Origin of the sequence: Marinomonas algicola, assembly GCF_014805825.1 — a bacterium.
Lineage (GTDB): Bacteria > Pseudomonadota > Gammaproteobacteria > Pseudomonadales > Marinomonadaceae > Marinomonas > Marinomonas algicola.
The window spans coordinates 2439771-2460888 of record NZ_CP061941.1; the positions used below are offsets into that span (position 1 = coordinate 2439771).

A 21118-nucleotide genomic window follows, 5' to 3' on the forward strand; every position below is an offset into this window, starting at 1 on the left:
TACAGCCCTCATTCATTAGAAGCGTCCTATCCATGAACCGAAGCTAAAGAATGATTCATTAAATCGCGCCATTGATCATCTAATGGCGCCTCTAATAGCATCCTTTCTTCTTGTAAATTGAAATCCAAACGCGTGGCATGCAAACACAATCTTTTGAATCCTAATGACTTAGCAAGTTTTAACTCATCATCGGAGGAGTATTTATCGTCTCCAACAATAGAGTGGCCAGCATATTGGGCATGCACTCTAATCTGATGCGTTCTTCCCGTTACTGGCTCACATTCAATGAGACTAAAACCTTCAAATTGTCTCACCAACTTAAATCGAGTGAGACTTTCCTTACCATCTGGATGAACCTTCACAACTCGCTCACCCGATTTCAACTCATTTTTAAGCAAAGGAGCATTGACCTGTAACTTACGCTTTGACCAATTTCCATGAACAAGGGCAAGGTAAGTTTTTTGTATTCCCTCCTTTTCTCTTAAAGCGGTATGCAGCTCTTTTAATACTGAGCGTTTTTTTGCAATCATAATTAACCCAGAGGTATCACGATCAAGCCGATGAACCAGTTCAACGAATTTCTCTAACGGTCGTATTTGACGAATCACCTCCACCAAACCAAAACTCAACCCGCTACCACCATGGACGGCCAAGCCTGAAGGTTTATTAATCACCATCAATTTTTTATCTTCAAAAACGATTCTGCCTTCAATTTCATTTTTTAATCGATCAGATACTGTCGGTTTTTCAGAAGCAGGCTCAAGTCGTATCGGTGCGATTCTGATAAGATCGCCGGACTGTAATCGAACCTCAGGCTTAACTCGCTTTTTATTAACCCTAACCTCTCCTTTCCTTAAAAGGTTGTATATCCTACCTTTTGGTACACCTTTTAGATGCGTCATTAAAAAATTGTCTACTCTTTGATCATGGTTATTTTCATCAATAGTGACAAATGTGACTTTAGAATAGTCTGTATTATTTCGTTCTGAGTTAGACATAACCAAAGAATGGTTTCCTTTATAATTGAAGCACTTAGTTTTTACTGTTATATTCTATACCACAGAGGGTAAGAGGCACCAAAACGCCTCGAAGAACAAAAGAATTATACAAAGAACACCGCTAGAGCGACACTCTAGTCCACTATCTTACCTCTGTAGAACATAAGCTTAAATAATAAACCGCTTGATTCGGCAAAAACCTTGTCAAGATTAGGTAAATGTCATCCTTGATTGTGCAAAAGCTACAGCTCAAATTTTAAATATTCATGAGAGCCATTCAAGGATTCGCATTTTGTTACTATTAAAAGGCATTGATCGCATAAAATCGTTTCCTTCAAGTTCATAAGAAACGTACGGCGCACTCCAATAGCCCAAGAAAGCAAACGAAATACAATCCTAGGATACGGACTCAAATCCATATTTTGGACATTTAACTCGTCTTTACAAAGTGAACCGACTCGGCCATATAGAGTTCACACTTAAATGATAAGAATGCTAATTAACGCAACTCAACAAGAAGAGTTGCGAGTCGCCCTAGTTGACGGCCAACGTTTATACGATCTTGATATCGAATCTGGTTCCCGCGAGCAGAAAAAAGCCAATATATATAAAGGCCGCATCACTCGAATTGAACCAAGCCTTGAAGCTGCTTTTGTTGATTTTGGAGCAGATCGTCATGGATTCCTTCCACTTAAAGAAATTTCAAAAACGTATTTTTCTAAAAAGCCAAACCATTCTGATGGTCGCATCAACATAAAAGACGTTCTTACTGAAGGTCAAGAAGTGATTGTGCAGGTAGACAAAGAGGAACGCGGCAACAAAGGTGCGGCCTTAACAACGTTTGTCAGTCTTGCTGGTCGTTATTTAGTCCTTATGCCAAACAACCCTCGTGCAGGCGGAATATCTCGCCGTATTGACGGTGATGACAGAACCAACTTGAAAGAAGCCATGTCCGGCCTTAACATGCCAGATAATGGCGGTTTGATTGTTCGCACAGCTGGTGTAGGCCGTTCCACAGAAGAGTTACAATGGGATTTAGACTATCTAAACACATTATGGCTATCCATCACCCAAGCCGCGACAGAAAAACCCGCTCCTTTCTTAATCTATCAAGAAAGCAACATTGTAATACGCGCTATTCGAGATTATTTGCGCGAAGACATCGGTGAAGTATTAATCGATGAAAAAAATGTGTATCAAGACGCCATAAATTTTGTTATGCAAGTTATGCCCCACTTTAAGTCGCGCATCAAACTGTATACCGATCAAACACCTCTTTTTAACCGCTTCCAAATCGAAACGCAGATTGAAACAGCCTTCCAAAGAGAAGTACGTCTTCCTTCCGGTGGATCTATTGTAATTGACCCTACAGAAGCCTTGGTTTCAATCGATATTAACTCAGCCAGAGCAACAAAAGGCGGAGACATTGAAGAGACCGCACTACAAACCAACCTGGAAGCCGCTGACGAAATTGCTCGCCAACTTCGACTCAGAGATATTGGCGGGCTAGTTGTTATTGATTTCATTGACATGACACCAATACGCAACCAAAAAGAAGTCGAAAACCGCATGAAAGATGCTTTAGAAGCAGACCGTGCACGAGTGCAGCTTGGTCGCATCTCTCGCTTCGGACTTCTAGAAATGTCGAGACAACGCCTTCGCCCTTCTTTAGGTGAAACCAGTGGTATTGTATGCCCACGCTGTAACGGACAAGGCTTTATTCGTGATATCGAATCGCTTGGCCTGTCTGTTCTTCGCTTAATAGAAGAGGAGTGCGCAAAAGAACGTACCGCTCAAATTCGTGCCATTTTACCTGTTTCTGTTGCTACCTTCCTATTAAATGAAAAGCGCACGAACATTGCTAAAATTGAAAAGCGCAATCAAGTACATATTATTCTTGTACCTAACCCTCACATGGAAACACCACACTTTGAAGTGGAACGCATCCGTGACGACAGTACTTCTGTTATTCAAGATGACAGCAGTTATAACCTAATTGAAGCACCTGTAACACCACCTTACGAGCCTCGTCAACAAACCGAAGACACTCGTCCTAAGGCGGTTGTTACCAGTATTGCGCCAAAAGCACCGGCACCGGCGGCAGAAGCACCAAAGGCTTCGACAAGCAAAACAAAGCCTGCTAACACGGCAAAACCGGGTTTATTTAGCCGTATTATTAACGCTTTATTTGGATCAGATGAAGTCACTGAAACGACAACTGAAACACCTAAAAAGACACCACCTAAACAAACAACTGAGCGTACTACCAAGAACCCACGTAACGCATCGCGCAACAATAAGCGCAAAGCCAAACATCAGGGATCTTCTACTGCTGAAGAAACAGAAACTCAAAGCAAATCACGCTCTACTCGCCAAACCCGTCGCGAGCAAGCTGAATCAAGAAGCAAACCATCGCGCAACAATAGAGATGACCGTCAGTCAGACGCAAATCGTAACGACTCAAACCGTAACGACTCGTCTAATAACGACAAGAAACCATCACGCGTTGAACGACCTAAGAAAGTTATTCCTGAAGTGAATGAACGCAAACGCGAAAGAAATAGCAATAAACGTCGTAGCGGAAAATTAAAAGAGGAAGCGCAACTTGCTGAAGAAGTAAAACTACAGCAAATTGAAATCGATACTCAGGAAGAAGCCGTAGCCGCTGAAGCAAAAGCAAACAGCAGTAAAAATGCGGACGGTCGCGCACCGAGAGAAAAGCGCAACACCAGTCGACGTACACGCCGTGGCGCCCAAAACACTGAAAAAGAATCTAATAACGAAGAAAATGCAGAGTTAGCCGAAAATTCAGTCAATAATGAGCCAGTAAAAGCAGAAGGCAACACACCAGCCAGCACTCAAGAAGTAGACAACCAAACGTCTATTTTAGAAGAGCTTCAAGCGGCTGTAACAGAACCTACTGAAGCAAAAAAACCAGAAACTGACGCTTTGGCGAACAAACAAACCGAAGCGACTGCGTCTGATAGTGACTCTCGTATAGAAGATAACAACCCTAATAAAAAATTAGACAAATCTGAAAATACGGTTTCTGAAAGTGAATTAAATTCTGAAACACTTCAGCCAGAAACAAAGGTCAAGCCAGCCGAGGATCTAGAAGCCGCCGATCAAGCAAGCCGTAAGACGAAAGAACGCGTTACCCCTAACGTCTCTGAACCTACATCAGTCAACGTCACTGAAGAACCAATAAGCACAACGAGTGAGAATGCTAGCTCAGAGACAGAAACCTTAAATGTGGATAACACTGAAAAGGCAGACTCAGCCGAAGCGACTCAAAGTGAATCGGTTCATACAGAACCAGAAAATTCGACTGAAACCCTATCGGCAACTGAAACCGTCGACAGCAACACCATTAAAAGTGCCGTTATCGATACCGAGGAGCCAACAACCTCCCCGGCCGATACAGCAAGCAATCCTCAACCTGAAATTGATGTCATAACGACAGAAGCTGAATCGACAACCGAGACAGCACCACAATCTCAAGAAAAGGCAAGCAACACAGATGACATAAATCGCTCATCAACCAAGACCAATGAAGCGGTTACGGAGAAACCAGAAAGATCAACGAGAACCCCTCGTCGCGGTCGTGGTAAACCTGCACCCGTAGCAAAAGTCGATATTAAGGAGCCTGTAGAGCTGCCTCAAGCAATCATTGATCAACAAGAAAAGATCAAACTTGAGCGCGAGCAAAGACTCTCTGAAAGTAAACCAAGACGTAACTCTAGAGGCCGTGTACAAAACGACCCAAGATTACAAAGAGAAAGCAAAGGCGAAGACAAACCAGAAGTGGAAACCAGTTCTGACTAACCTAAGCTAAGAAGAAAAGAGCCCGCATAATGCGGGCTCTTTTGCATAAATATATATTTTATTTACCCATTTAAATAAAATTACTATCTATAATTTACTTTATATACCGTTTTAAAAGACAAAAATTAATTAGGATCTTCACATGATTTTTGCCGACTCTCGCTTTAAAGATTTTAACTTTATAGGCGATTTATTTGGTGGAGCCACCACCGCTATCGTCTCCCTTCCACTTGCGCTCGCATTTGGAGCCGCTTCCGGTGCAGGCGCAGAAGCAGGCCTATGGGGTGCCATTTTGGTTGGCCTTTTCGCCTCTTTCTTTGGTGGTTCAACGTCTTTAATTTCTGAACCAACCGGCCCTATGACAGTAGTCATGACAGCCGTCCTTACAACCATGATGGCCGAACACCCAGATCAGGGGCTTGCCATGGCATTTACCGTCGTTATGATGGCCGGCTGTTTTCAGATTTTGCTTGGCAAACTTAAATTAGGCAAATACATAACCCTCATGCCTTATAGCGTAATATCAGGCTTTATGTCTGGTATCGGTATTATTTTAATCATACTACAGCTAGCACCCTTCTTGGGGCAGACCAGCCCAAGCGGTGGTGTACCTGGTACTATCATGGCTATACCAAATCTGGTGCGAAACATGGATTTCGCCGAACTCTTTTTAGGTTTATCCACTCTAGCCGTGCTATTTTACGTACCCAAAAGCTGGAAGAAATACGTACCACCCCAACTTGTTGCCCTTATTTCTATAACACTTCTATCCATTATTCTATTTGATTCCGAATCCATTCGACGAATTGGCGTGATCCCCTCTGGCCTTCCATCAATTCAATGGCCCACCTTTTCTTTTGATTTATTGGGTGAAATGATAATGGACGCCTTAGTCCTTGGAACACTTGGCTGTATTGATACATTACTGACCGCCGTGATTGGCGATAGCCTTACAAGAAAAGAGCACGACTCAAATAAAGAGCTGGTCGGTCAAGGTATTGCCAACCTAGTGTCTGGTTTTTTTGGCGGCCTTCCAGGTGCTGGCGCCACAATGGGAACAGTTGTTAACATTCAAACCGGAGCAAGATCGCCTGTCTCAGGTATTATAAGAGCGTTGATATTGTTCTTTATTGTTATGTGGGCCGCCCAACTAACACAACCTATCCCAATGGCTGTACTCGCTGGTATTGCGCTTTATGTTGGCTTAAATATTCTGGATTGGAGCTTTCTAAAACGCGCTCATAAAGTGGCCCGATCTCCAACTATAATAATGTATGGCGTGATGGTTTTGACCGTTTTCGTTGACTTAATGGTTGCCGTTGGCATAGGCGTGTTTATCGCCAACATACTGACCATTGAGAAACTTAGCCGAATCCAAGAAGGCAATATTAAGTCCATTAGTGATGCGGATGATGATGTACCACTATCAAAACAAGAAAGAGCTTTGCTTGATCAAGCAGAAGGCAAGGTATTGTACTTTTACCTTTCTGGACCAATGATTTTTGGCGTAAGCAGGGCCATTGCTAGACATCACAGTGCAACAACACATTATCAGGCGATGGTGATAGATCTTAGCGACGTACCAATGATGGATTTAACCGTAGGGCTCGCTCTGGAAAACGCCATTAAAGACGCGCTAGAAGCAAATTGCCGCGTTTACATTTTAGCGCCAAATGAACAAACGCGTGAAAGCTTATTTAAACTCGGCGTTAAGAAACAATTGCCTGAAAATGCGTTTGTTGAATCCAGAATGCTCGCTTTAGAACGTGCCTTAGCAGACACAAATGACACGCCAAAAAGACGTCAGGAAGAAGGTGCAGTCAATACAGGAGAAGCCAATAACATACTAACACCGGAAAGCACATCCGATTGATCCCAAGATTATCTATAGTGAGCCTACCCTAACGCAGTAGGCTCTCTTTCAAGCTGCACACCAAACTTACTTTTCACATCGTCAACTATGGCCGTTTGCAACTTCAATAGGTTATCAGACGTTTCATTATCATAGTTAACCAATACAAGCGCTTGCGCCTCATACACCCCTACTCCTCCCACTCTGTGCCCTTTCCAGCCCGCCCTATCAATAAGCCAACCAGCGGCCAATTTCCAACCATCACCCTGTTGATATGAGACAAGGTCAGGGTATAAATGCTTAAGACTTAGGTATTTGGCATCTGAAACAATTGGGTTTTTAAAGAAGCTCCCCGCATTGCCTAATTTTTTGGGATCGGGGAGTTTTTTCTGTCGTATTGCGGACACTTTATTAAAAATTTCTAAAGCGCTCGGAATAAAAGTGTTAAAAGTGCCTTTGGCAAAATAATCTAATTGAGTGTTAGCGAGCGTCGATAATTTAAGCCTAATTTTGGTAACAATATGGGAGCCTTTCCACTCATGTTTGAAGCGACTTTCTCGATAAGAGAAGTGACAATCAGCCACACCAATCCATTCCAAAGCGCCAGTTAAGCGATTATAAACTTCCACTTCCTGTAAGATATCTTTAATCTCTACACCATAAGCCCCAATATTCTGTATTGGGGCGGCACCAGCCGTACCAGGAATTAAGGCCAAATTTTCAATTCCATATAACCCTTGACGAACACTGTACTCAACCGCTTCATGCCAAATTTCACCCGAAGCAAGCTCAAGAATGCAATCAGTCGACCCCTCTATGTAGGATGTAGACATTCCTTTTATACGATTAATCGCCACGACACCTTGCACATCCCCCTCTAAAACGACGTTGCTTCCGGATCCAATAACAGTCAGCGAACACTGCTTATCTTCAACAAACATGATGAGTTCAGCCAGCTCCATTGCATCGTTTACAAGGCAAAAGTACTCAGCATAATAGTTAAAACCAAAGGAATTATGGTGTTTTAGCGAGTGATTATTAAGAATTTGTAGAGGCATAATTGGCTTGTTATTTTGAAGATGAATCAAGAAATGCTAAAAAGTTGTCCGACAAAGCCATAAGATGATCAACCATGACTTCAAACGACTTCTCACCATCGTAATACGGGTCATTTACTTCCCCCAAAGAAGGGCTGTTTGGCAAAGAACCAAATAACAAAATTTTATTTTTATAGGGTTCAGGACACATCGCAATTAAATGTTGATAATTACTTTCATCCATCGCTAGAATCCAATCAAAGTAAGCAAAGTCGTCGTTATTAACCTGCCTTGCCTGTTGATAACCAATATCTATCGAACGCTTTTTTAATGCGGCGATGGAACGAGGATCTGGCTTTGAACCAATATGATAGGCCGCCGTCCCAGCGGAGTCCAACTGCAGATCAATGCCTTTTCTCGAAGCAGCCGCATACTCTAAGATACCTTGTGCCGCTGGCGAACGGCAAATATTACCTAAGCAAACGGTTAACACCTTAATAGATCTCATTTTTTTTGATCAGAATCTAAGCGCTCATCTGTTGTCAGCGTTCGCGCTTCCGTTTCAAGCAATACAGGAATCCCATCACGTATCGGGTAAGCCATTCCTCCCATTTTACTAATAAGCTCTGTTCCCTCTTGATTCAAGATCAATGGTGCTTTAGTAACAGGACAAACCAAAATATCAAGCAGTGCTTTATTCATTTTTAACGTACCTTTGTAAAATTTGATAATGAATTTATCAAATTAAATTTAAAATCTTCAGTTAGCTGCAAACTCACCCTAAGATACCAAACATCATCGTTTTGGATATTAAGAGAGAAACACTTTACAGCATCCTTCTCTGTCATTACTACAGGCCCTTCATTCGGGATATCCTTGGCCTCCAATAAGTGATGGTCAGACAGCCAATGAGTCGAATAATCATTCGCTATATTTAATGTCGTTAAGGTGTTTAAAAAACGAGTCGGATTACCAATTGCCGCCACAACTGACCAAGCAGACTTGCTCTGTAGTACTGATAAGTCAGCCGTTAGCCCCGTTTTAACATTCACTAAATCCACTACACTTAAAGGGAAGCAGGCAAACTTTTCAGAAACCTCTTTAGGAATATACTTAGGACATTCAGAGAATTGCCCCTGTTGAATGACAGATGCAATAAAGTGAACGTCTTTCAACCTTTCAATAGGCTCTCTTAAAGGGCCAACGGGCAGTAAAAAACCATTTCCAAAACCCCTTTCATAATCCACCATCACAATTTCGATATGCCGGTCCAATGCGTAATGCTGTAAACCATCATCGCTAATAACAAGATCAACATCGGCTTCTGCAATCAATTTTTGAACGGCTTGAACACGATCACGCCCTACAACAACGGGGCAAGATGTTCTTTTTGCAAGCATCAACGGCTCATCACCTACGTCTTCTGGCGACGCATCACCAGTAACTAACACGGCGCCTTTATTGTTAGATCCATATCCTCTAGATACAATACCAGGCGTGTAGCCATTCGATACTAACCATTGACACAGAGCCACCACCATAGGGGACTTACCTGTCCCTCCAACAGTCAAGTTACCAACAACGATCACCGGGACGGAAGACTGAAACAAAGACGCTCTACTTTCAAGAAAACGTACTCGTTTTTGTCTAACAAAGCGCTTTATTACTGGCATCAGAGGATAAAAACAACGTGTCCAACAGTGCCCTTCATACCAAGCCTTACTAAATAGGCGATCAAGATTCACTGAGAACGCTCTCTTTCTGCCGTATGAGCTAATTTAGTAAACCCAAGCTGAGAAGCGGCATCATATAGCCTCATAACCATTTCGTAGGATGAATTAGCATCAGCTGTTATGATTAGCGGTATCTGATTATTACCCGAAGACGCTTCCTGCAGTCCAAGCTTAAGAGTTTCAGTACGACCATTGACCAAAGCCAATCCATTAATAACATATTGACCATCAGACGTAATCACCACTTCCAACTTATCATTTCCAATGGAAACCGCATCACTCGCCGATGCCGTTGGTAAGTCAATCGTCAATTCTGTACTTTGCTTAAATGTCGTAGTTACCATGAAAAAAATTAGCAATAAAAAAACAACGTCAATCAACGGTGTTAAATTGATACTTACTTCTTCAATTTTTTGACGGCGAAACTTCAATGTTTCACTCCTGTCTTAGCATCCCTATCCCCATGTATCACTTCGACTAATTTTGTTGCTTGTTGCTCCATCGTCACCACCAGTTCATCAATACGACGACTAAAGAAACGGTGAAATATGAGAGCAGGGATTGCGACACCCAGACCTGCCGCTGTAGTTAAAAGTGCTTCAGAAATACCACCAGCTAACAGCGCCGTATTACCAGCCCCCTCAGACATAAGTACAGAAAACACTTTTATCATTCCGACAACCGTACCAAGTAAACCAAGTAAGGGGGCAATAGCCGCAATGGTACCCAATGTGTTCATAAACTTTTCCAGTTCATGAATGGCATGACTTGCGGCTTCCTGTACACTCTCCTTCATCACATTACGGCCGTGCTTGGAATTCAACAACCCTGCGGCGAAGATAGAGCCTAACCCAATTTCAGATTGCAAATTACGAATTTTTTCAACGGTTAACCTGTCTTCACGAAGCATACCCAAGATCTCAGATAATAAATTTCTTGGTGCTACCCTATTACGTCTAAGAGCCCAAAAACGCTCAATGATAATCGCCATCGCAATGATTGAACAAAGCAATAGTGGCCATATAAAAAAACCACCGGATTTAATAAAATCTAGCACTAACAGCTCCTTCTAAAATTTGACCTTAATTTACCATAATATCAATCTTTTCAATACGCTCACATAGGCCTTGATTATGGCTAAGTAACAAAAAATGACACGCAGAAAAGCCAACATATATTGAATCAGACCTTTCTTTGAGCACGAATTTTTCATTCGCACCGACCTGTATCCACGCCACTTTTAATGCATCAAGCATCTTGATAAGGTTTTCATCAGGCATTGTACTCAAAATAATAAGATCTGGTAGCATATCAAACACCCTTTTTACGGTTAACTTACTATTTGAGTCTGGCCATATCAGTAACGTCCATTTTTTATCCAATAATTCAATCCTTTGTAGATAATTTTTTAGCTCACTCCCTCCCGAATACCACCCAGTATCCAAAAACACAGACCGAATAAAATGATTACCGTCAGTCGTTATTGACTTTTGAAATATTGAAAACAACAACTCATTATTCTTATTTTCAATAATAAACACCTTACTTGGACAAAATTTCCCCGGTAACCAGCAGCTAAATAGTGCTGATTGCGTCACCTCATTACCTACAAAGAGTAATACCACTCCCATCAATACAGTTGCGATAAAAGATAGCCAACGGAAGTACATCACCATAATGACAACGACGAAAATTGAAAACACAATCAATGGCAAAGGTAAAAATGGATTAATTTCAACCAAGGTCATCTGAAGTGCAATAAAACTTAACACATCAAATAAGAAAGCGAGTGCAACGTCTAAGAAAAACATCAAGTAATAGGTGTCTAATAACAATGTTTCGATAACGGAAAAGACACCAACGGGAAACCAGAAAAAGGCGGTAAATGGAATAACCACCATATTTACAAACATGGTGTAAATGGAAACATGCTCTTGCCATCCAACAACAATTATCATGGAGGTAAGGCTAAGCAAGATCTGGATACAAAAAAGTTTTAATGGCCATATCATTGGCACCCGGATCATATGAACAATCACAAAAACCAAGACAAATGACAACCAAAATCCAGCCGAATACAGGTTTTCACTATTGATGGCAATCACTAACATAAAAGCAATAAGAAGTAATTGCTTTACACTCAGTGACCGATGGTAGGCCTTTAATACATTCAGACAAATAAGCATGATACAAGCGCGGCTGACAGCAGGTCCCCATCCAACAAAACTGCCATACAACATTATTAGTACAATAGTAAAAAAAACCTCTAGCGCTCTTTTAGACAGCCCTATTAAAATCAAGGAAGCAGGTAAGACGCACCAAATAACATTCAAAATAATCCGAATTATTGCGTACAGATACCCAACATGAAGACCAGAAACGACAAATAAGTGCCCCACACCCAGCACTTGAACAACCCATTTATCTAATTGATTCATCGCATCTTTTTCGCCAAATAATAAAGCTCTACTAAAACGCCAGCTTGAAAATTTAACAAACATGTTATCCACTGCCCCTTTTGCTAAGCCAAACTTTTGACTGGCCACAATTAAATTGTCATAAAGCAATGCCATGATAGAATGCATCTGATTCAGATATTGACCGACAAACATGAGAAGAAAATACGCAAAAAAAACAAATACAAGATGAACTTCACCTTCTATCCTTACTCTTTGACTGATTAAGTAGAGACAGAGCAGTAAGATGCAAGTAGAATAAAGACCGTTAACATCGTCGGGGACAATGACTGCCCCCATCCATAGAAACAAATGTTGTGACATACAACCTCCATGTTGTAAGTACGACCCAAATACAATTTTAGTATGCCGAAGCGTTACTTCAGAAAATTTATCCCAAACCCTGAAAAATTGAAGTCAAACAAAACTCTGAGCATCTTAGGCTCACAGATTTATGACCAAGATTTATGGCATTTAAGCCGTCGATCCGTTGCAAAAGCATTTTTTATTGGCATTTTTTGGGCATGCATCCCAATGCCGTTTCAAATGCTTGCAGCGGTATTGTGTGCTGTACCATTTCGAGCAAACATCCCCTTATCGGTCGCCCTGGTATGGATCACTAACCCACTCACGATGCCCTTTGTTTTTTATGGCAACTATTTAGTGGGCACTCTCTTTGTCGGTAGTCAAACCACAAAAAAATTCCAGCTTTCCGTTGAGTGGATTTGGGACAAAATGGATCACATCTGGCTTCCGCTGTACGTTGGATCCATCACAACAGGCCTTGTTATCGGCCTAACAGCCTACATCGCTACTTTAGTATTATGGAGACTGCATGTTGTTAAACGCTGGAAATTGAGGCGCTTAAACAAACAAATTAAAAAATAAAGGGATACACTCCTTGTCCCTTTACCTACTCCGTTTTTTCTTAGCCGCGAATTCCTCCCTTAAAAATAATTAACACACCTTGTTACTTTATTTTTTCCAACTCACCCAGAGAAAGCCTGTACGCAGAATCCACCCACGAGAGCATTCTTTCATCGTGAGTAACAATCAAAAAAGCCATATTTTTCGTGGCTTGTAATGACTTAATTAAATTCTGAATTTCTATCGCTGTTGTTTCATCCAAGTTCCCTGTCGGTTCGTCCATTAACACGCAAGATGGATTATTAATTAAGGACCTAGCAACGGCGACCCTCTGTCTTTCTCCTCCGGACAACTGGGCTGGACGATGGGATAAGCGCTCAGCAAGCCCTACTTGAGATAGTAGAGCCGTCGCCTCATCCACCGCAACCTTTTTTCTTTTTCCTGCAATCAGCAGTGGCATCATTACGTTTTCCAATGCTGAAAATTCTGGTAATAAATGATGCAGTTGATACACAAAGCCCAACTCTTTATTCCGCTGCTTAGAGCGTTGCTTGTCATTTAACTTAGACCAGTCTTTACCTGCTAAGCTAACAGAACCAGATGAGGCTAAATCTAAACCAGCTAACAAGTTTAATAACGTCGTTTTACCTGAACCAGAAGCACCAACAATCGCCGCCGTTTCACCTAATTCCAAGGCAAGATTGATCGACTTAAGTACATCAACCACATGTTTACCATCAGAATAAGATTTAGATAAATCACAACATTCCATCACGACTGAAGTCATATTACTCATATCTAAGTGCCTCTGCTGGTTCAATTTGGGATGCTCTCCATGCCGGATAAAGTGTCGCACAGACCGTCATAACAAAAGCAGCAATCACAATTAAGCGAACATCATTCCATTGCAGCTCAGATGGCAGATAACTAATAAAATAGACATCAGCGTTTAAAAATTGCCGATCTAATACTTTCTCAACCCACCCAATAATCGAACTCACATTCAGTGCGGCGGCGACACCTAAAACAACCCCTAGAACAGTCCCTAGTACACCTATAAACACGCCCTGAATAACAAAAACCCACATAACTTGGCCTGATGTTAGGCCCATGGTTCTTAGAATAGCAATATCGGTTTGCTTATCGGTTACCACCATAACCAAAGTAGATACAATATTAAACGCAGCAACGGCAACAATTAATAGCAATAACAACGCAATCATTGTTTTTTCCATTTGTATGGCCTGAAAAAGATTTCCATGCGTTCGCGTCCAATCACTCACTCTATTTTGTCCTGGAACAGCCCTAGCAATATCCCATATTCGGGCGGGCGCAACAAATAGATCATCAAAAGAGATCCTGACCCCTTCAACTTGCCCAGGTTGCAAACGCTTCAATTTCCCAGCATCCCTAACATGTATGTACGAAAAACTACTGTCCAGTTCGGCACCAACTTTAAAAGTACCGACTAAAGTGAAACGCTTCAGCGTTGGGCTAACACCAGCAATGGAGACATTCGCTTCTGGTAAAAGCGCGGTCACTTTATCCCCAACTTTAACTCGAAGCATTCGAGCCAACTGCTCGCCCAAAATAATACCAAATGATACATCGTCTAAATCAGACAACGCCCCCTGGGTCATATTTTTAGAAATAATTGACACTTTCTCTTCAAAGCTTGGGTCAATGCCATTCATTAAGGCTCCATGAACACCAGACTTAGATTGAAACATAACCTGCGTTTGAGTATGTGGGGCTACAGCAATGACATTAGGCTGAGCCATAATAATATCGGATACTGATTGCCAGTCATCTAAGGTAGGCATCCCCCATAGCGTAGCATGAGGCACCATCCCCAAAATTCTTTGTCTTAATTCACGGTCAAATCCATTCATAACAGACAACACCGTTATCAAGACCGCCACCCCAAGCGTTAATCCAGTAATAGAGGAAAAACTAATAAATGAAATAAAGTGGTTAGTTCGCTTCGCTCTCGCGTAACGCAACCCAATTCTTAATGGTAATAAATTTATCAATTCAAGCCCTTTTAAAAATAAAAACGGGAGACATGACAGCCTCCCGTTAAACAACTTTTCTTTTTTGCACAAGCTACAAACGGCTAGCTATTTAGGCTTTGTTACGCAGAAAAATCAATGCCAATTCGGCGGCCAATTTCTTCATAAGACTCAATAACATTACCTAGACCTTGTCTAAAGCGATCTTTATCTAACTTTTCACGGGTTTCACTGTCCCATAAACGACAGCCATCTGGAGAAAATTCATCCCCTAATACAACGTCACCGTGAAACAAGCCAAACTCAAGTTTGTAGTCAACCAGAATCATACCGCCTTCAGCAAATAACGCTTTTAACACGGAATTAACTTGATAAGTTAGCGCTTTCGCTTTAGCCAAATGCTCAGCCTTAGCCCATCCAAATGATTCAACATGGGATTCATTTATCATTGGATCACCCAAAGCATCATTCTTTAAAAACAATTCAAATGTAGGTGGGCTTAATTCTTGACCTTCAGTAACGCCTAAACGACGACATAGGCTGCCTGCAGCAACATTGCGGACAACACATTCAATAGGCATCATGTCTAAGCTTTTCACTAAAGAATCGGTATCACTCAAGCATTTCTCAAAATGCGTTGGTATACCCGCTTCCTGTAGTTTAGTCATAATAAAGGCATTAAACTTATTGTTTACCATGCCTTTACGACTCAGCTGCTCTATTCGCTTGCCATCAAACGCCGATGTGTCATCTCGAAATACGAGAACCATTTTATCAGGATCATCTGTACGAAACACAGACTTTGCTTTACCTGCATACAGCTCTTGTCGTTTTTCCATTGTTAGGGCTCCGAGTAAATTCTATTATGAGGGGTTTATAAAACGTGACATTACTTGATACGAACGTAATTCAGGATAATCAACATCAGAGAAGTCAATAATCAAAAATTTGCCTAACGTATTTGTATCAACTCTAAAGGTATAAATTTCTTCATCCCAATCGATATTATCTAGATTACGCCTTCTACCTTTTATTAAGCTTGGCTTAGACTCATCTTGATCAACAAAAGGAATTTTAAGGTCTACGATATCGCCTATTTTAGGCAATTCCTCTTCTGGCTTTAATGAGAGTTTATTCGAGCTAGTCGACAGTAAATATAAGCCAGCCGAAGAAATCAAGGTTTCTACGTTTTGTGTTTTATCATTTAACCTAAGTACAAACTGCCCCTTATGATCAACCCATAAAGGCGTTGTGTTGGTTTTAAATTGGCTCGATAAAAAAGCGGTAGTATCATTCAGTTGTTTACCTAACACACCCCATAAACGTACAACTGAGGTTTCTGCAAATTGGCTTTCACTCGGGCTTTTCCACTCTGATGAAACACCATCAGATGATTCTTTCCGATAACGAACATCAATTTTGGTACCGATGGGATCAAACGATAAATCAAACTGAAATACAATACCGTCAGATGGTAAGCGAGTAATTGAACGCCACAATGACGCTAATTTACCCTCATTACTCGTGGTGAATCTCTGAGTTTCAATGATTCCATCTAGGTTCGATCGAATTGGGTTACCATCACCATACAAGCCCGTCAGAAAGTTGGTTAGTATATTTTCTGTAACCGATTGTGCGGCCGGAACTAAAAGCTGGTAACGCCCTTCTAATGAGGCAATATGAATCGGCGTTAATGCATGATACAGGGAAGGAGGACTAGGAATTTGAGGCTGACTTAGGTCATTTAAGTTTCCTACACGTTGCTCATTTGGTATATAAAGTTTATCAACTGGTGGCTTACTCCCTTCAGGGTATTTTAAAACCTGGGCATTGGCTTTAACGGTTTTGTAATCATCCCGATGATCCTTGATAACACTAGAGCTACCACAACCTGCTAAAAATAAACATAATATCGTACCAAGAGCACATTGCTTAATCATTTTAATGATATCCCCGAGAGTAACATTGACTCTTCAAGTTGAGCTCGAAATTCAACAGAAAGAGACGTTAATGGTAGACGAATTCCAGCGTCACATAACCCCATTCTATGAACCGCCCATTTTACAGGAATAGGATTAGATTCTAAGAACAAATTAGCGTGTAAAGAAGCCATACTTGCATCCACAGTTCGTGCCATTTCCGCGTTATTTTCAATAGCATAAATAGCCGCTTGGGAAACCTTTTTGGGGGCCACATTAGCCGTCACAGAAATATTACCTTTACCACCAGAAAGCATAAGCTCTACCGCGGTAGCATCATCACCTGAATAAACAGCAAAATCGGCAGGTAATTTTTCAATCAATTCACGGCCTCTTGCCACATCTCCAGTAGCGTCTTTAAGGCCAATGATATTCTTAATAGCAGATAAACGTAGAACGGTCTCATTAGCCATATCGCAGGCAGTTCTTCCGGGTACATTGTAAAGTATCTGTGGAATATCAACCGCTTCAGCGACGGCTTTGAAATGTAAGTAGAGACCTTCTTGGGTGGGTTTGTTGTAGTATGGTGTGACCAGTAAACACGCATCAGCACCCGCCTCTTTCGCCCTTTGAGTTAAATCAATAGCTTCGTGAGTTGAATTTGCACCAGTACCAGCGATAACAGGTACTCGACCTCCTACCTTTTGCACAACTTGACGGATTACATCTGCATGCTCTTCATAATCTAGGGTTGCTGATTCACCCGTCGTTCCAACAGCAACAATGCCGTGTGTGCCTTGTTCAATATGAAACTCAACCAATTCGTCGAGTTTACTTTTATCAACCGCACCATCGTCCATCATTGGGGTAATTAAAGCAACTAAGCTACCGATAATCATTCAGAGTCTCCAAGAAAAAATAACGGGACATATAGTACCGCCCAGCTTGGTTTGAAACAATAACAGTAAGGTGTAAAGCCTTGTAAATAATTGATTGAAAGTAAACTTTTTATCACTATTAATACGTATATCACAATACAATCATTATTTTACTAAAAATAAGGTAACACATTATGACTTTATCCATTGGACAAGAAGCACCAAAATTTGTCTCTAAAGATCAAGATGGTAACGAAATTTCATTAGTGGATTTTTTAGGAAAAAAAGTCGTTTTATATTTTTATCCTAAAGATTCCACTCCAGGCTGCACGACTCAAGCCAAAAATTTAAGAGATAACTTTAGTACATTAACAGAGGCAGGGTACGTTGTTATTGGCGTCAGCCCAGACCCAGAAAAGCGTCATCAGAACTTTATTAAGAAAAACGAACTCCCATTTACCCTAATAAGTGATGAAGATAAATCTGTACACGAACTGTATGGCACGTGGCAGTTAAAGAAATTTATGGGTAAAGAATATATGGGCACCGTTAGAACCACTTTTGTTATTGATGAAGAAGGCAAGATCTCAGGCATCATAAATAAAGTAAAAACAAAAGAACACAGTGAACAAATTCTAGCCCTATAACCTATTTTAAGCCCCTGTGATCGTGCACAACCTCATTCTACAGAGAATTTATAAAAATGCGGGAGTGCACGACACAATCAAACTTAAGCCTGAGTCAAGCGAGGAAGACTCTCCTTAGGCCAAGCATTTAAAATTGCTTTCACTAATGTCGCTAATGGAATGGCAAAGAAAATCCCCCAGAACCCCCAAATACCACCAAAAAATAACACGGCCACAATAATGGCCAATGGATGTAAATTGACGGCTTCCGAAAATAAAAGCGGGACCAATACATTGCCATCTAACGCCTGCACAACTAAATAGGCGATTACGACATATAAAAACTGATTATCTTCAATGCCGTATTGATAGAATGCCACTAGAACAACAGGAATTGTTACCGCCGCTGCACCAATGTAAGGAATTAATACAGACAAACCAACCAATAATGCCAGTAACTCTGCGTACCTCAACCCAAACACAGCGAAAACCACATAGGTCACTATGCCTACTACAAACATTTCAATAAACTTGCCACGAATATAGTTCGCTATTTGCGAATTCATCTCTTGAGCAATGTTTTTCATCATACTGCGTTCTTTCGGTAACCACCCAGTAAACCAATACATAATCTTATGCTGGTCCTTCATTAGAAAAAACATCACTAATGGTACTAAAACGGCATAAATCATTACTGAAAATAAGGAGGGAATACTTGCAAGAGAGAAAGATAACAGCCATTGACCCACATTGGTTAGTTCGGAAGAGAGATCATTTAACACACCATTAATTGAGCTTTGACTTATAATAGGATTTGCCCCTTCAGCAAGTTGACGCAGTAAATTTTGCAGTTCAAGCAGCATTCTTGGGACATCATTAATTAAACGCACCGATTGCTCCCACACGATAGGAACCATCAAACCGACAAATACACCACATCCCATCAAGAAGGAGAAGAATACCAAGGAAACAGATATAGCGTGGTTCATACCAATTTTCTTTAATTTCTCGACAATTCCTTGCAACAAAAAAGCCAGTACAATAGCAATGAGCACTGGAGCAAGAATATTACCTAAAAAGAAGAGGATTCCAATGATACTAACAAGCAGCAATAAAAATATCACCGCCTCTTCATCAGAAAAATAGCGCTTAACTAAATTATCAACTATCTTTAACATATTGACCCACTTCTAATTTTTTTGAACAACAAAAGTAAACACATCTCCTTCATCGAATTGTTCAATTAAACACAGTTCGGTAAGGCTCAAATAATAAGGAATGTCTTTTTTAGAACCAACATCCGTAGTTACTATACATAAAACTTCTTTTGGTGACATCTTCGCTAAAGCCATCTTCATTTTAAGCAATGGCATAGGGCAACAGTCACCACTAGCATCGACCAACACATCATATTTGTGTATGGTGTTTATACTCATATAAGCCTACCTATAAAATTTACCATTATGAAGCAATATCTTACTACTTTAAAAAATCTCTGCATCACATTATTACTGTGCTCTAATTTTTGCTACGCTAATGAAATCATTTTGCCAAGCTTGCAAAAAAGTCTTTCTGAAAGAAGTCTAGACAACCCATCCTATGTGATTGGACAATACTGGTTTAGACAGTTAAATGGCAGTCAACAACTTATCAACTTCCCTCCGGCTTATGATTACTTAAGCGAAAGCCTAGGCCGATTACTTTTATATACTAATCTTTCAGATAAACACGTAGAAATTGGCATACTCAACAGCACAACAAGCAATGCTTTTGTCATGCCCGGCAACCATCTTTTTTTGTATTCTGACATCATTAAGCTACTCGATTCAGAAGACAAGTTCTTTGCATTGTTAGCTCATGAAGCGGCCCACCTTGATGCTAAACATTATGAGCGCCAACAACAAAACGCCCTCCAAGAGCAAAAAAAGATGCTGGCACTAATCGGAACAAGCATCGCTCTTGCACTAGCAGGGTCAGATTCTGAAGCAGGATCAGCCCTTTGGCTTGGGGGCATGGCTAACCATAGCGAAAACGCACTGTCGTACAGCCGTGCGCAAGAACAAGAAGCAGATCGAATAGGAAAATCATATTTAGCCAAAGCCGGTATAGGTTCATCCGCCATGAATGAACTTTTTTTATCCTTTTCAAAAGCATCACCCAGAGGCGAACAACTTGAATTCCTTTCTACTCACCCCGTCCCCCAAAACAGAGCGTCCGATTCACTAAACTCAATTGAGCCGGTGAGTATTATGTTTAAACATGAAAGTGAGTACTTTCAATATTTTCGAGCGACACTGCTGGTTTATAGATCTCTATTAACAGAATCAATCAACCACAGTTTTTTAACGCACCCTAACCCCAGAATAAAACGTTACATTGATATTCTATCTTTTTGGCTCAGAGACATTAAAACAGCACCAGAAATGGTAGAGAAGCTTAATGAAAACAATGAATTTGAAGCGTATTTAAAAGCACAGATTTACATAAGCAGCAAACAAATAGACAAGGCCACCAATCTCATCCATAAAAAACTGGCGCTTGATCCTGACAACGCAACCTATACAACATTGCTGGCTTCAACAACATTCAAGCCTGAGCACAGCGCACCCAAAACGAAACCATATCAATACCAAAGAAATCAGTCTCTCGATACTCGAATTAATATCGCTAAGCACAATCAAAATCTACCGCTTACACTCACTTATTTAGCTCAAAAAAGTTTTGATCAAGGTAAAGCAGATGAAGCACTTACACATTTAAACCGAGCGAAAAAGCTTGCAAACACCCAAGAAAGACAACTTATTGCATCCACATTAGACAATATAAACACCATTATAGAAGCCCAAAAAAGTCTTAACCTGCCCCCCAAATAAAAAAAGCAGGCCAAGCCTGCTTTTGATCTTTGACAAGCAAAC

Annotated in this window: 20 protein-coding genes; 5 read left to right on the forward strand and 15 right to left on the reverse strand. The window is 40.9% G+C overall.

The genetic code is table 11. The annotated features are described in order from the left end of the window. Nucleotides 1-26 precede the first annotated feature (26 nt). Nucleotides 27-998 (reverse strand): 23S rRNA pseudouridine(955/2504/2580) synthase RluC, encoded by a 972-nt coding sequence (gene rluC, locus IEZ33_RS11205; protein ID WP_191600155.1) that lies wholly within the window; start codon nucleotides 996-998, stop codon nucleotides 27-29. 483 nt (nucleotides 999-1481) lie between these two features. Here rluC and rne point away from each other — a divergent pair, with 483 nt between their 5' ends. Both rne and IEZ33_RS11215 read left to right on the forward strand, forming a co-directional pair. Beyond that, the gene (gene rne, locus IEZ33_RS11210) at nucleotides 1482-4823 is read left to right on the forward strand and encodes a ribonuclease E (RefSeq protein ID WP_191600156.1); all 3342 of its coding nucleotides are present in this window, start codon (nucleotides 1482-1484) and stop codon (nucleotides 4821-4823) included. Between the two features lie 142 nt (nucleotides 4824-4965). After that, nucleotides 4966-6696 (forward strand): SulP family inorganic anion transporter, encoded by a 1731-nt coding sequence (locus IEZ33_RS11215; protein WP_191600157.1) that lies wholly within the window; start codon nucleotides 4966-4968, stop codon nucleotides 6694-6696. A 23-nt stretch (nucleotides 6697-6719) separates the two neighbouring features. Here the strand turns inward: IEZ33_RS11215 and murB are convergent, their stop codons facing one another. Genes murB through IEZ33_RS11250 form a run of 7 tightly spaced genes read right to left on the reverse strand, consistent with a single transcriptional unit; the run spans nucleotide 6720 to nucleotide 12225 of the window. After that, complete coding sequence (gene murB, locus IEZ33_RS11220) at nucleotides 6720-7733, reverse strand: UDP-N-acetylmuramate dehydrogenase (RefSeq protein ID WP_191600158.1); 1014 nt, start codon at nucleotides 7731-7733, stop codon at nucleotides 6720-6722. Between the two features lie 10 nt (nucleotides 7734-7743). Beyond that, complete coding sequence (locus IEZ33_RS11225) at nucleotides 7744-8220, reverse strand: low molecular weight protein-tyrosine-phosphatase (protein ID WP_191600159.1); 477 nt, start codon at nucleotides 8218-8220, stop codon at nucleotides 7744-7746. Then, on the reverse strand, nucleotides 8217-8414 hold the full coding sequence (locus IEZ33_RS11230) for a Trm112 family protein (RefSeq protein WP_191600160.1): 198 nt from the start codon (nucleotides 8412-8414) through the stop codon (nucleotides 8217-8219). Before IEZ33_RS11230 ends, IEZ33_RS11225 begins: the two co-directional genes overlap by 4 nt. A 2-nt stretch (nucleotides 8415-8416) precedes the next feature. Next, nucleotides 8417-9457, reverse strand: coding sequence for a tetraacyldisaccharide 4'-kinase (lpxK, locus tag IEZ33_RS11235; protein ID WP_191600161.1), 1041 nt, complete (start codon nucleotides 9455-9457; stop codon nucleotides 8417-8419). Continuing rightward, nucleotides 9454-9876 carry an ExbD/TolR family protein gene (locus IEZ33_RS11240; RefSeq protein WP_191600162.1) on the reverse strand — a complete coding sequence of 141 codons (423 nt, stop codon included), beginning with the start codon at nucleotides 9874-9876 and terminating at the stop codon, nucleotides 9454-9456. Before IEZ33_RS11240 ends, lpxK begins: the two co-directional genes overlap by 4 nt. Further along, nucleotides 9873-10502 carry a MotA/TolQ/ExbB proton channel family protein gene (locus IEZ33_RS11245; protein ID WP_191600163.1) on the reverse strand — a complete coding sequence of 210 codons (630 nt, stop codon included), beginning with the start codon at nucleotides 10500-10502 and terminating at the stop codon, nucleotides 9873-9875. The genes IEZ33_RS11240 and IEZ33_RS11245 overlap by 4 nt, the downstream gene beginning before the upstream one ends. A 25-nt stretch (nucleotides 10503-10527) precedes the next feature. After that, a complete protein-coding gene (locus tag IEZ33_RS11250; protein WP_191600164.1) occupies nucleotides 10528-12225 on the reverse strand; it encodes a ComEC/Rec2 family competence protein in 1698 nt (565 codons plus the stop codon). Nucleotides 12226-12267: 42 nt separating this feature from the next. On the opposite strand from IEZ33_RS11250, the gene IEZ33_RS11255 reads away from it, so the two are divergent. Next, nucleotides 12268-12789, forward strand: coding sequence for a DUF2062 domain-containing protein (locus tag IEZ33_RS11255; RefSeq protein WP_191600165.1), 522 nt, complete (start codon nucleotides 12268-12270; stop codon nucleotides 12787-12789). Nucleotides 12790-12871: 82 nt separating this feature from the next. Here IEZ33_RS11255 and IEZ33_RS11260 read toward each other — a convergent pair whose 3' ends face one another. The 5 genes from IEZ33_RS11260 to dapA form a co-directional block, all read right to left on the reverse strand. Further along, complete coding sequence (locus IEZ33_RS11260) at nucleotides 12872-13555, reverse strand: ABC transporter ATP-binding protein (RefSeq protein ID WP_191603614.1); 684 nt, start codon at nucleotides 13553-13555, stop codon at nucleotides 12872-12874. 1 nt (nucleotide 13556) lies between these two features. Beyond that, nucleotides 13557-14801: a lipoprotein-releasing ABC transporter permease subunit gene (locus tag IEZ33_RS11265; protein ID WP_191600166.1), complete on the reverse strand. Its 1245-nt coding sequence runs from the start codon at nucleotides 14799-14801 to the stop codon at nucleotides 13557-13559. 101 nt (nucleotides 14802-14902) lie between these two features. Continuing rightward, nucleotides 14903-15619: a phosphoribosylaminoimidazolesuccinocarboxamide synthase gene (purC, locus tag IEZ33_RS11270; RefSeq protein ID WP_191600167.1), complete on the reverse strand. Its 717-nt coding sequence runs from the start codon at nucleotides 15617-15619 to the stop codon at nucleotides 14903-14905. 24 nt (nucleotides 15620-15643) lie between these two features. Beyond that, nucleotides 15644-16720 (reverse strand): hypothetical protein, encoded by a 1077-nt coding sequence (locus IEZ33_RS11275; RefSeq protein ID WP_191600168.1) that lies wholly within the window; start codon nucleotides 16718-16720, stop codon nucleotides 15644-15646. Beyond that, nucleotides 16717-17598 carry a 4-hydroxy-tetrahydrodipicolinate synthase gene (gene dapA / locus IEZ33_RS11280; RefSeq protein ID WP_191600169.1) on the reverse strand — a complete coding sequence of 294 codons (882 nt, stop codon included), beginning with the start codon at nucleotides 17596-17598 and terminating at the stop codon, nucleotides 16717-16719. The genes IEZ33_RS11275 and dapA overlap by 4 nt, the downstream gene beginning before the upstream one ends. Before the next feature lie 173 nt (nucleotides 17599-17771). On the opposite strand from dapA, the gene bcp reads away from it, so the two are divergent. Then, nucleotides 17772-18224: a thioredoxin-dependent thiol peroxidase gene (gene bcp / locus IEZ33_RS11285; RefSeq protein WP_191600170.1), complete on the forward strand. Its 453-nt coding sequence runs from the start codon at nucleotides 17772-17774 to the stop codon at nucleotides 18222-18224. A gap of 83 nt (nucleotides 18225-18307) precedes the next feature. Here bcp and IEZ33_RS11290 read toward each other — a convergent pair whose 3' ends face one another. Both IEZ33_RS11290 and IEZ33_RS11295 read right to left on the reverse strand, forming a co-directional pair. Then, nucleotides 18308-19381 (reverse strand): AI-2E family transporter, encoded by a 1074-nt coding sequence (locus IEZ33_RS11290; RefSeq protein WP_191600171.1) that lies wholly within the window; start codon nucleotides 19379-19381, stop codon nucleotides 18308-18310. A 12-nt stretch (nucleotides 19382-19393) separates the two neighbouring features. Continuing rightward, the gene (locus IEZ33_RS11295; RefSeq protein ID WP_191600172.1) at nucleotides 19394-19639 is read right to left on the reverse strand and encodes a sulfurtransferase TusA family protein; all 246 of its coding nucleotides are present in this window, start codon (nucleotides 19637-19639) and stop codon (nucleotides 19394-19396) included. A gap of 111 nt (nucleotides 19640-19750) precedes the next feature. Here IEZ33_RS11295 and IEZ33_RS11300 point away from each other — a divergent pair, with 111 nt between their 5' ends. Continuing rightward, complete coding sequence (locus IEZ33_RS11300) at nucleotides 19751-21076, forward strand: M48 family metalloprotease (protein WP_191600173.1); 1326 nt, start codon at nucleotides 19751-19753, stop codon at nucleotides 21074-21076. Nucleotides 21077-21118: the final 42 nt, after the last annotated feature.

What these genes read in the sequence shown, in the direction of transcription:
- dapA (WP_191600169.1), bottom strand. Translation starts at nt 17,598, where the DNA reads ATGATTATCGGTAGCTTAGTTGCTTTAATTACCCCAATGATGGACGAT.
- IEZ33_RS11215 (WP_191600157.1), top strand. Translation starts at nt 4,966, where the DNA reads ATGATTTTTGCCGACTCTCGCTTTAAAGATTTTAACTTTATAGGCGAT.
- IEZ33_RS11225 (WP_191600159.1), bottom strand. Translation starts at nt 8,220, where the DNA reads ATGAGATCTATTAAGGTGTTAACCGTTTGCTTAGGTAATATTTGCCGT.
- IEZ33_RS11250 (WP_191600164.1), bottom strand. Translation starts at nt 12,225, where the DNA reads ATGTCACAACATTTGTTTCTATGGATGGGGGCAGTCATTGTCCCCGAC.
- IEZ33_RS11255 (WP_191600165.1), top strand. Translation starts at nt 12,268, where the DNA reads ATGCCGAAGCGTTACTTCAGAAAATTTATCCCAAACCCTGAAAAATTG.
- IEZ33_RS11275 (WP_191600168.1), bottom strand. Translation starts at nt 16,720, where the DNA reads ATGATTAAGCAATGTGCTCTTGGTACGATATTATGTTTATTTTTAGCA.
- bcp (WP_191600170.1), top strand. Translation starts at nt 17,772, where the DNA reads ATGACTTTATCCATTGGACAAGAAGCACCAAAATTTGTCTCTAAAGAT.
- purC (WP_191600167.1), bottom strand. Translation starts at nt 15,619, where the DNA reads ATGGAAAAACGACAAGAGCTGTATGCAGGTAAAGCAAAGTCTGTGTTT.
- IEZ33_RS11230 (WP_191600160.1), bottom strand. Translation starts at nt 8,414, where the DNA reads ATGAATAAAGCACTGCTTGATATTTTGGTTTGTCCTGTTACTAAAGCA.
- IEZ33_RS11290 (WP_191600171.1), bottom strand. Translation starts at nt 19,381, where the DNA reads ATGTTAAAGATAGTTGATAATTTAGTTAAGCGCTATTTTTCTGATGAA.
- IEZ33_RS11260 (WP_191603614.1), bottom strand. Translation starts at nt 13,555, where the DNA reads ATGACTTCAGTCGTGATGGAATGTTGTGATTTATCTAAATCTTATTCT.
- IEZ33_RS11295 (WP_191600172.1), bottom strand. Translation starts at nt 19,639, where the DNA reads ATGAGTATAAACACCATACACAAATATGATGTGTTGGTCGATGCTAGT.
- murB (WP_191600158.1), bottom strand. Translation starts at nt 7,733, where the DNA reads ATGCCTCTACAAATTCTTAATAATCACTCGCTAAAACACCATAATTCC.
- rne (WP_191600156.1), top strand. Translation starts at nt 1,482, where the DNA reads ATGATAAGAATGCTAATTAACGCAACTCAACAAGAAGAGTTGCGAGTC.
- rluC (WP_191600155.1), bottom strand. Translation starts at nt 998, where the DNA reads ATGTCTAACTCAGAACGAAATAATACAGACTATTCTAAAGTCACATTT.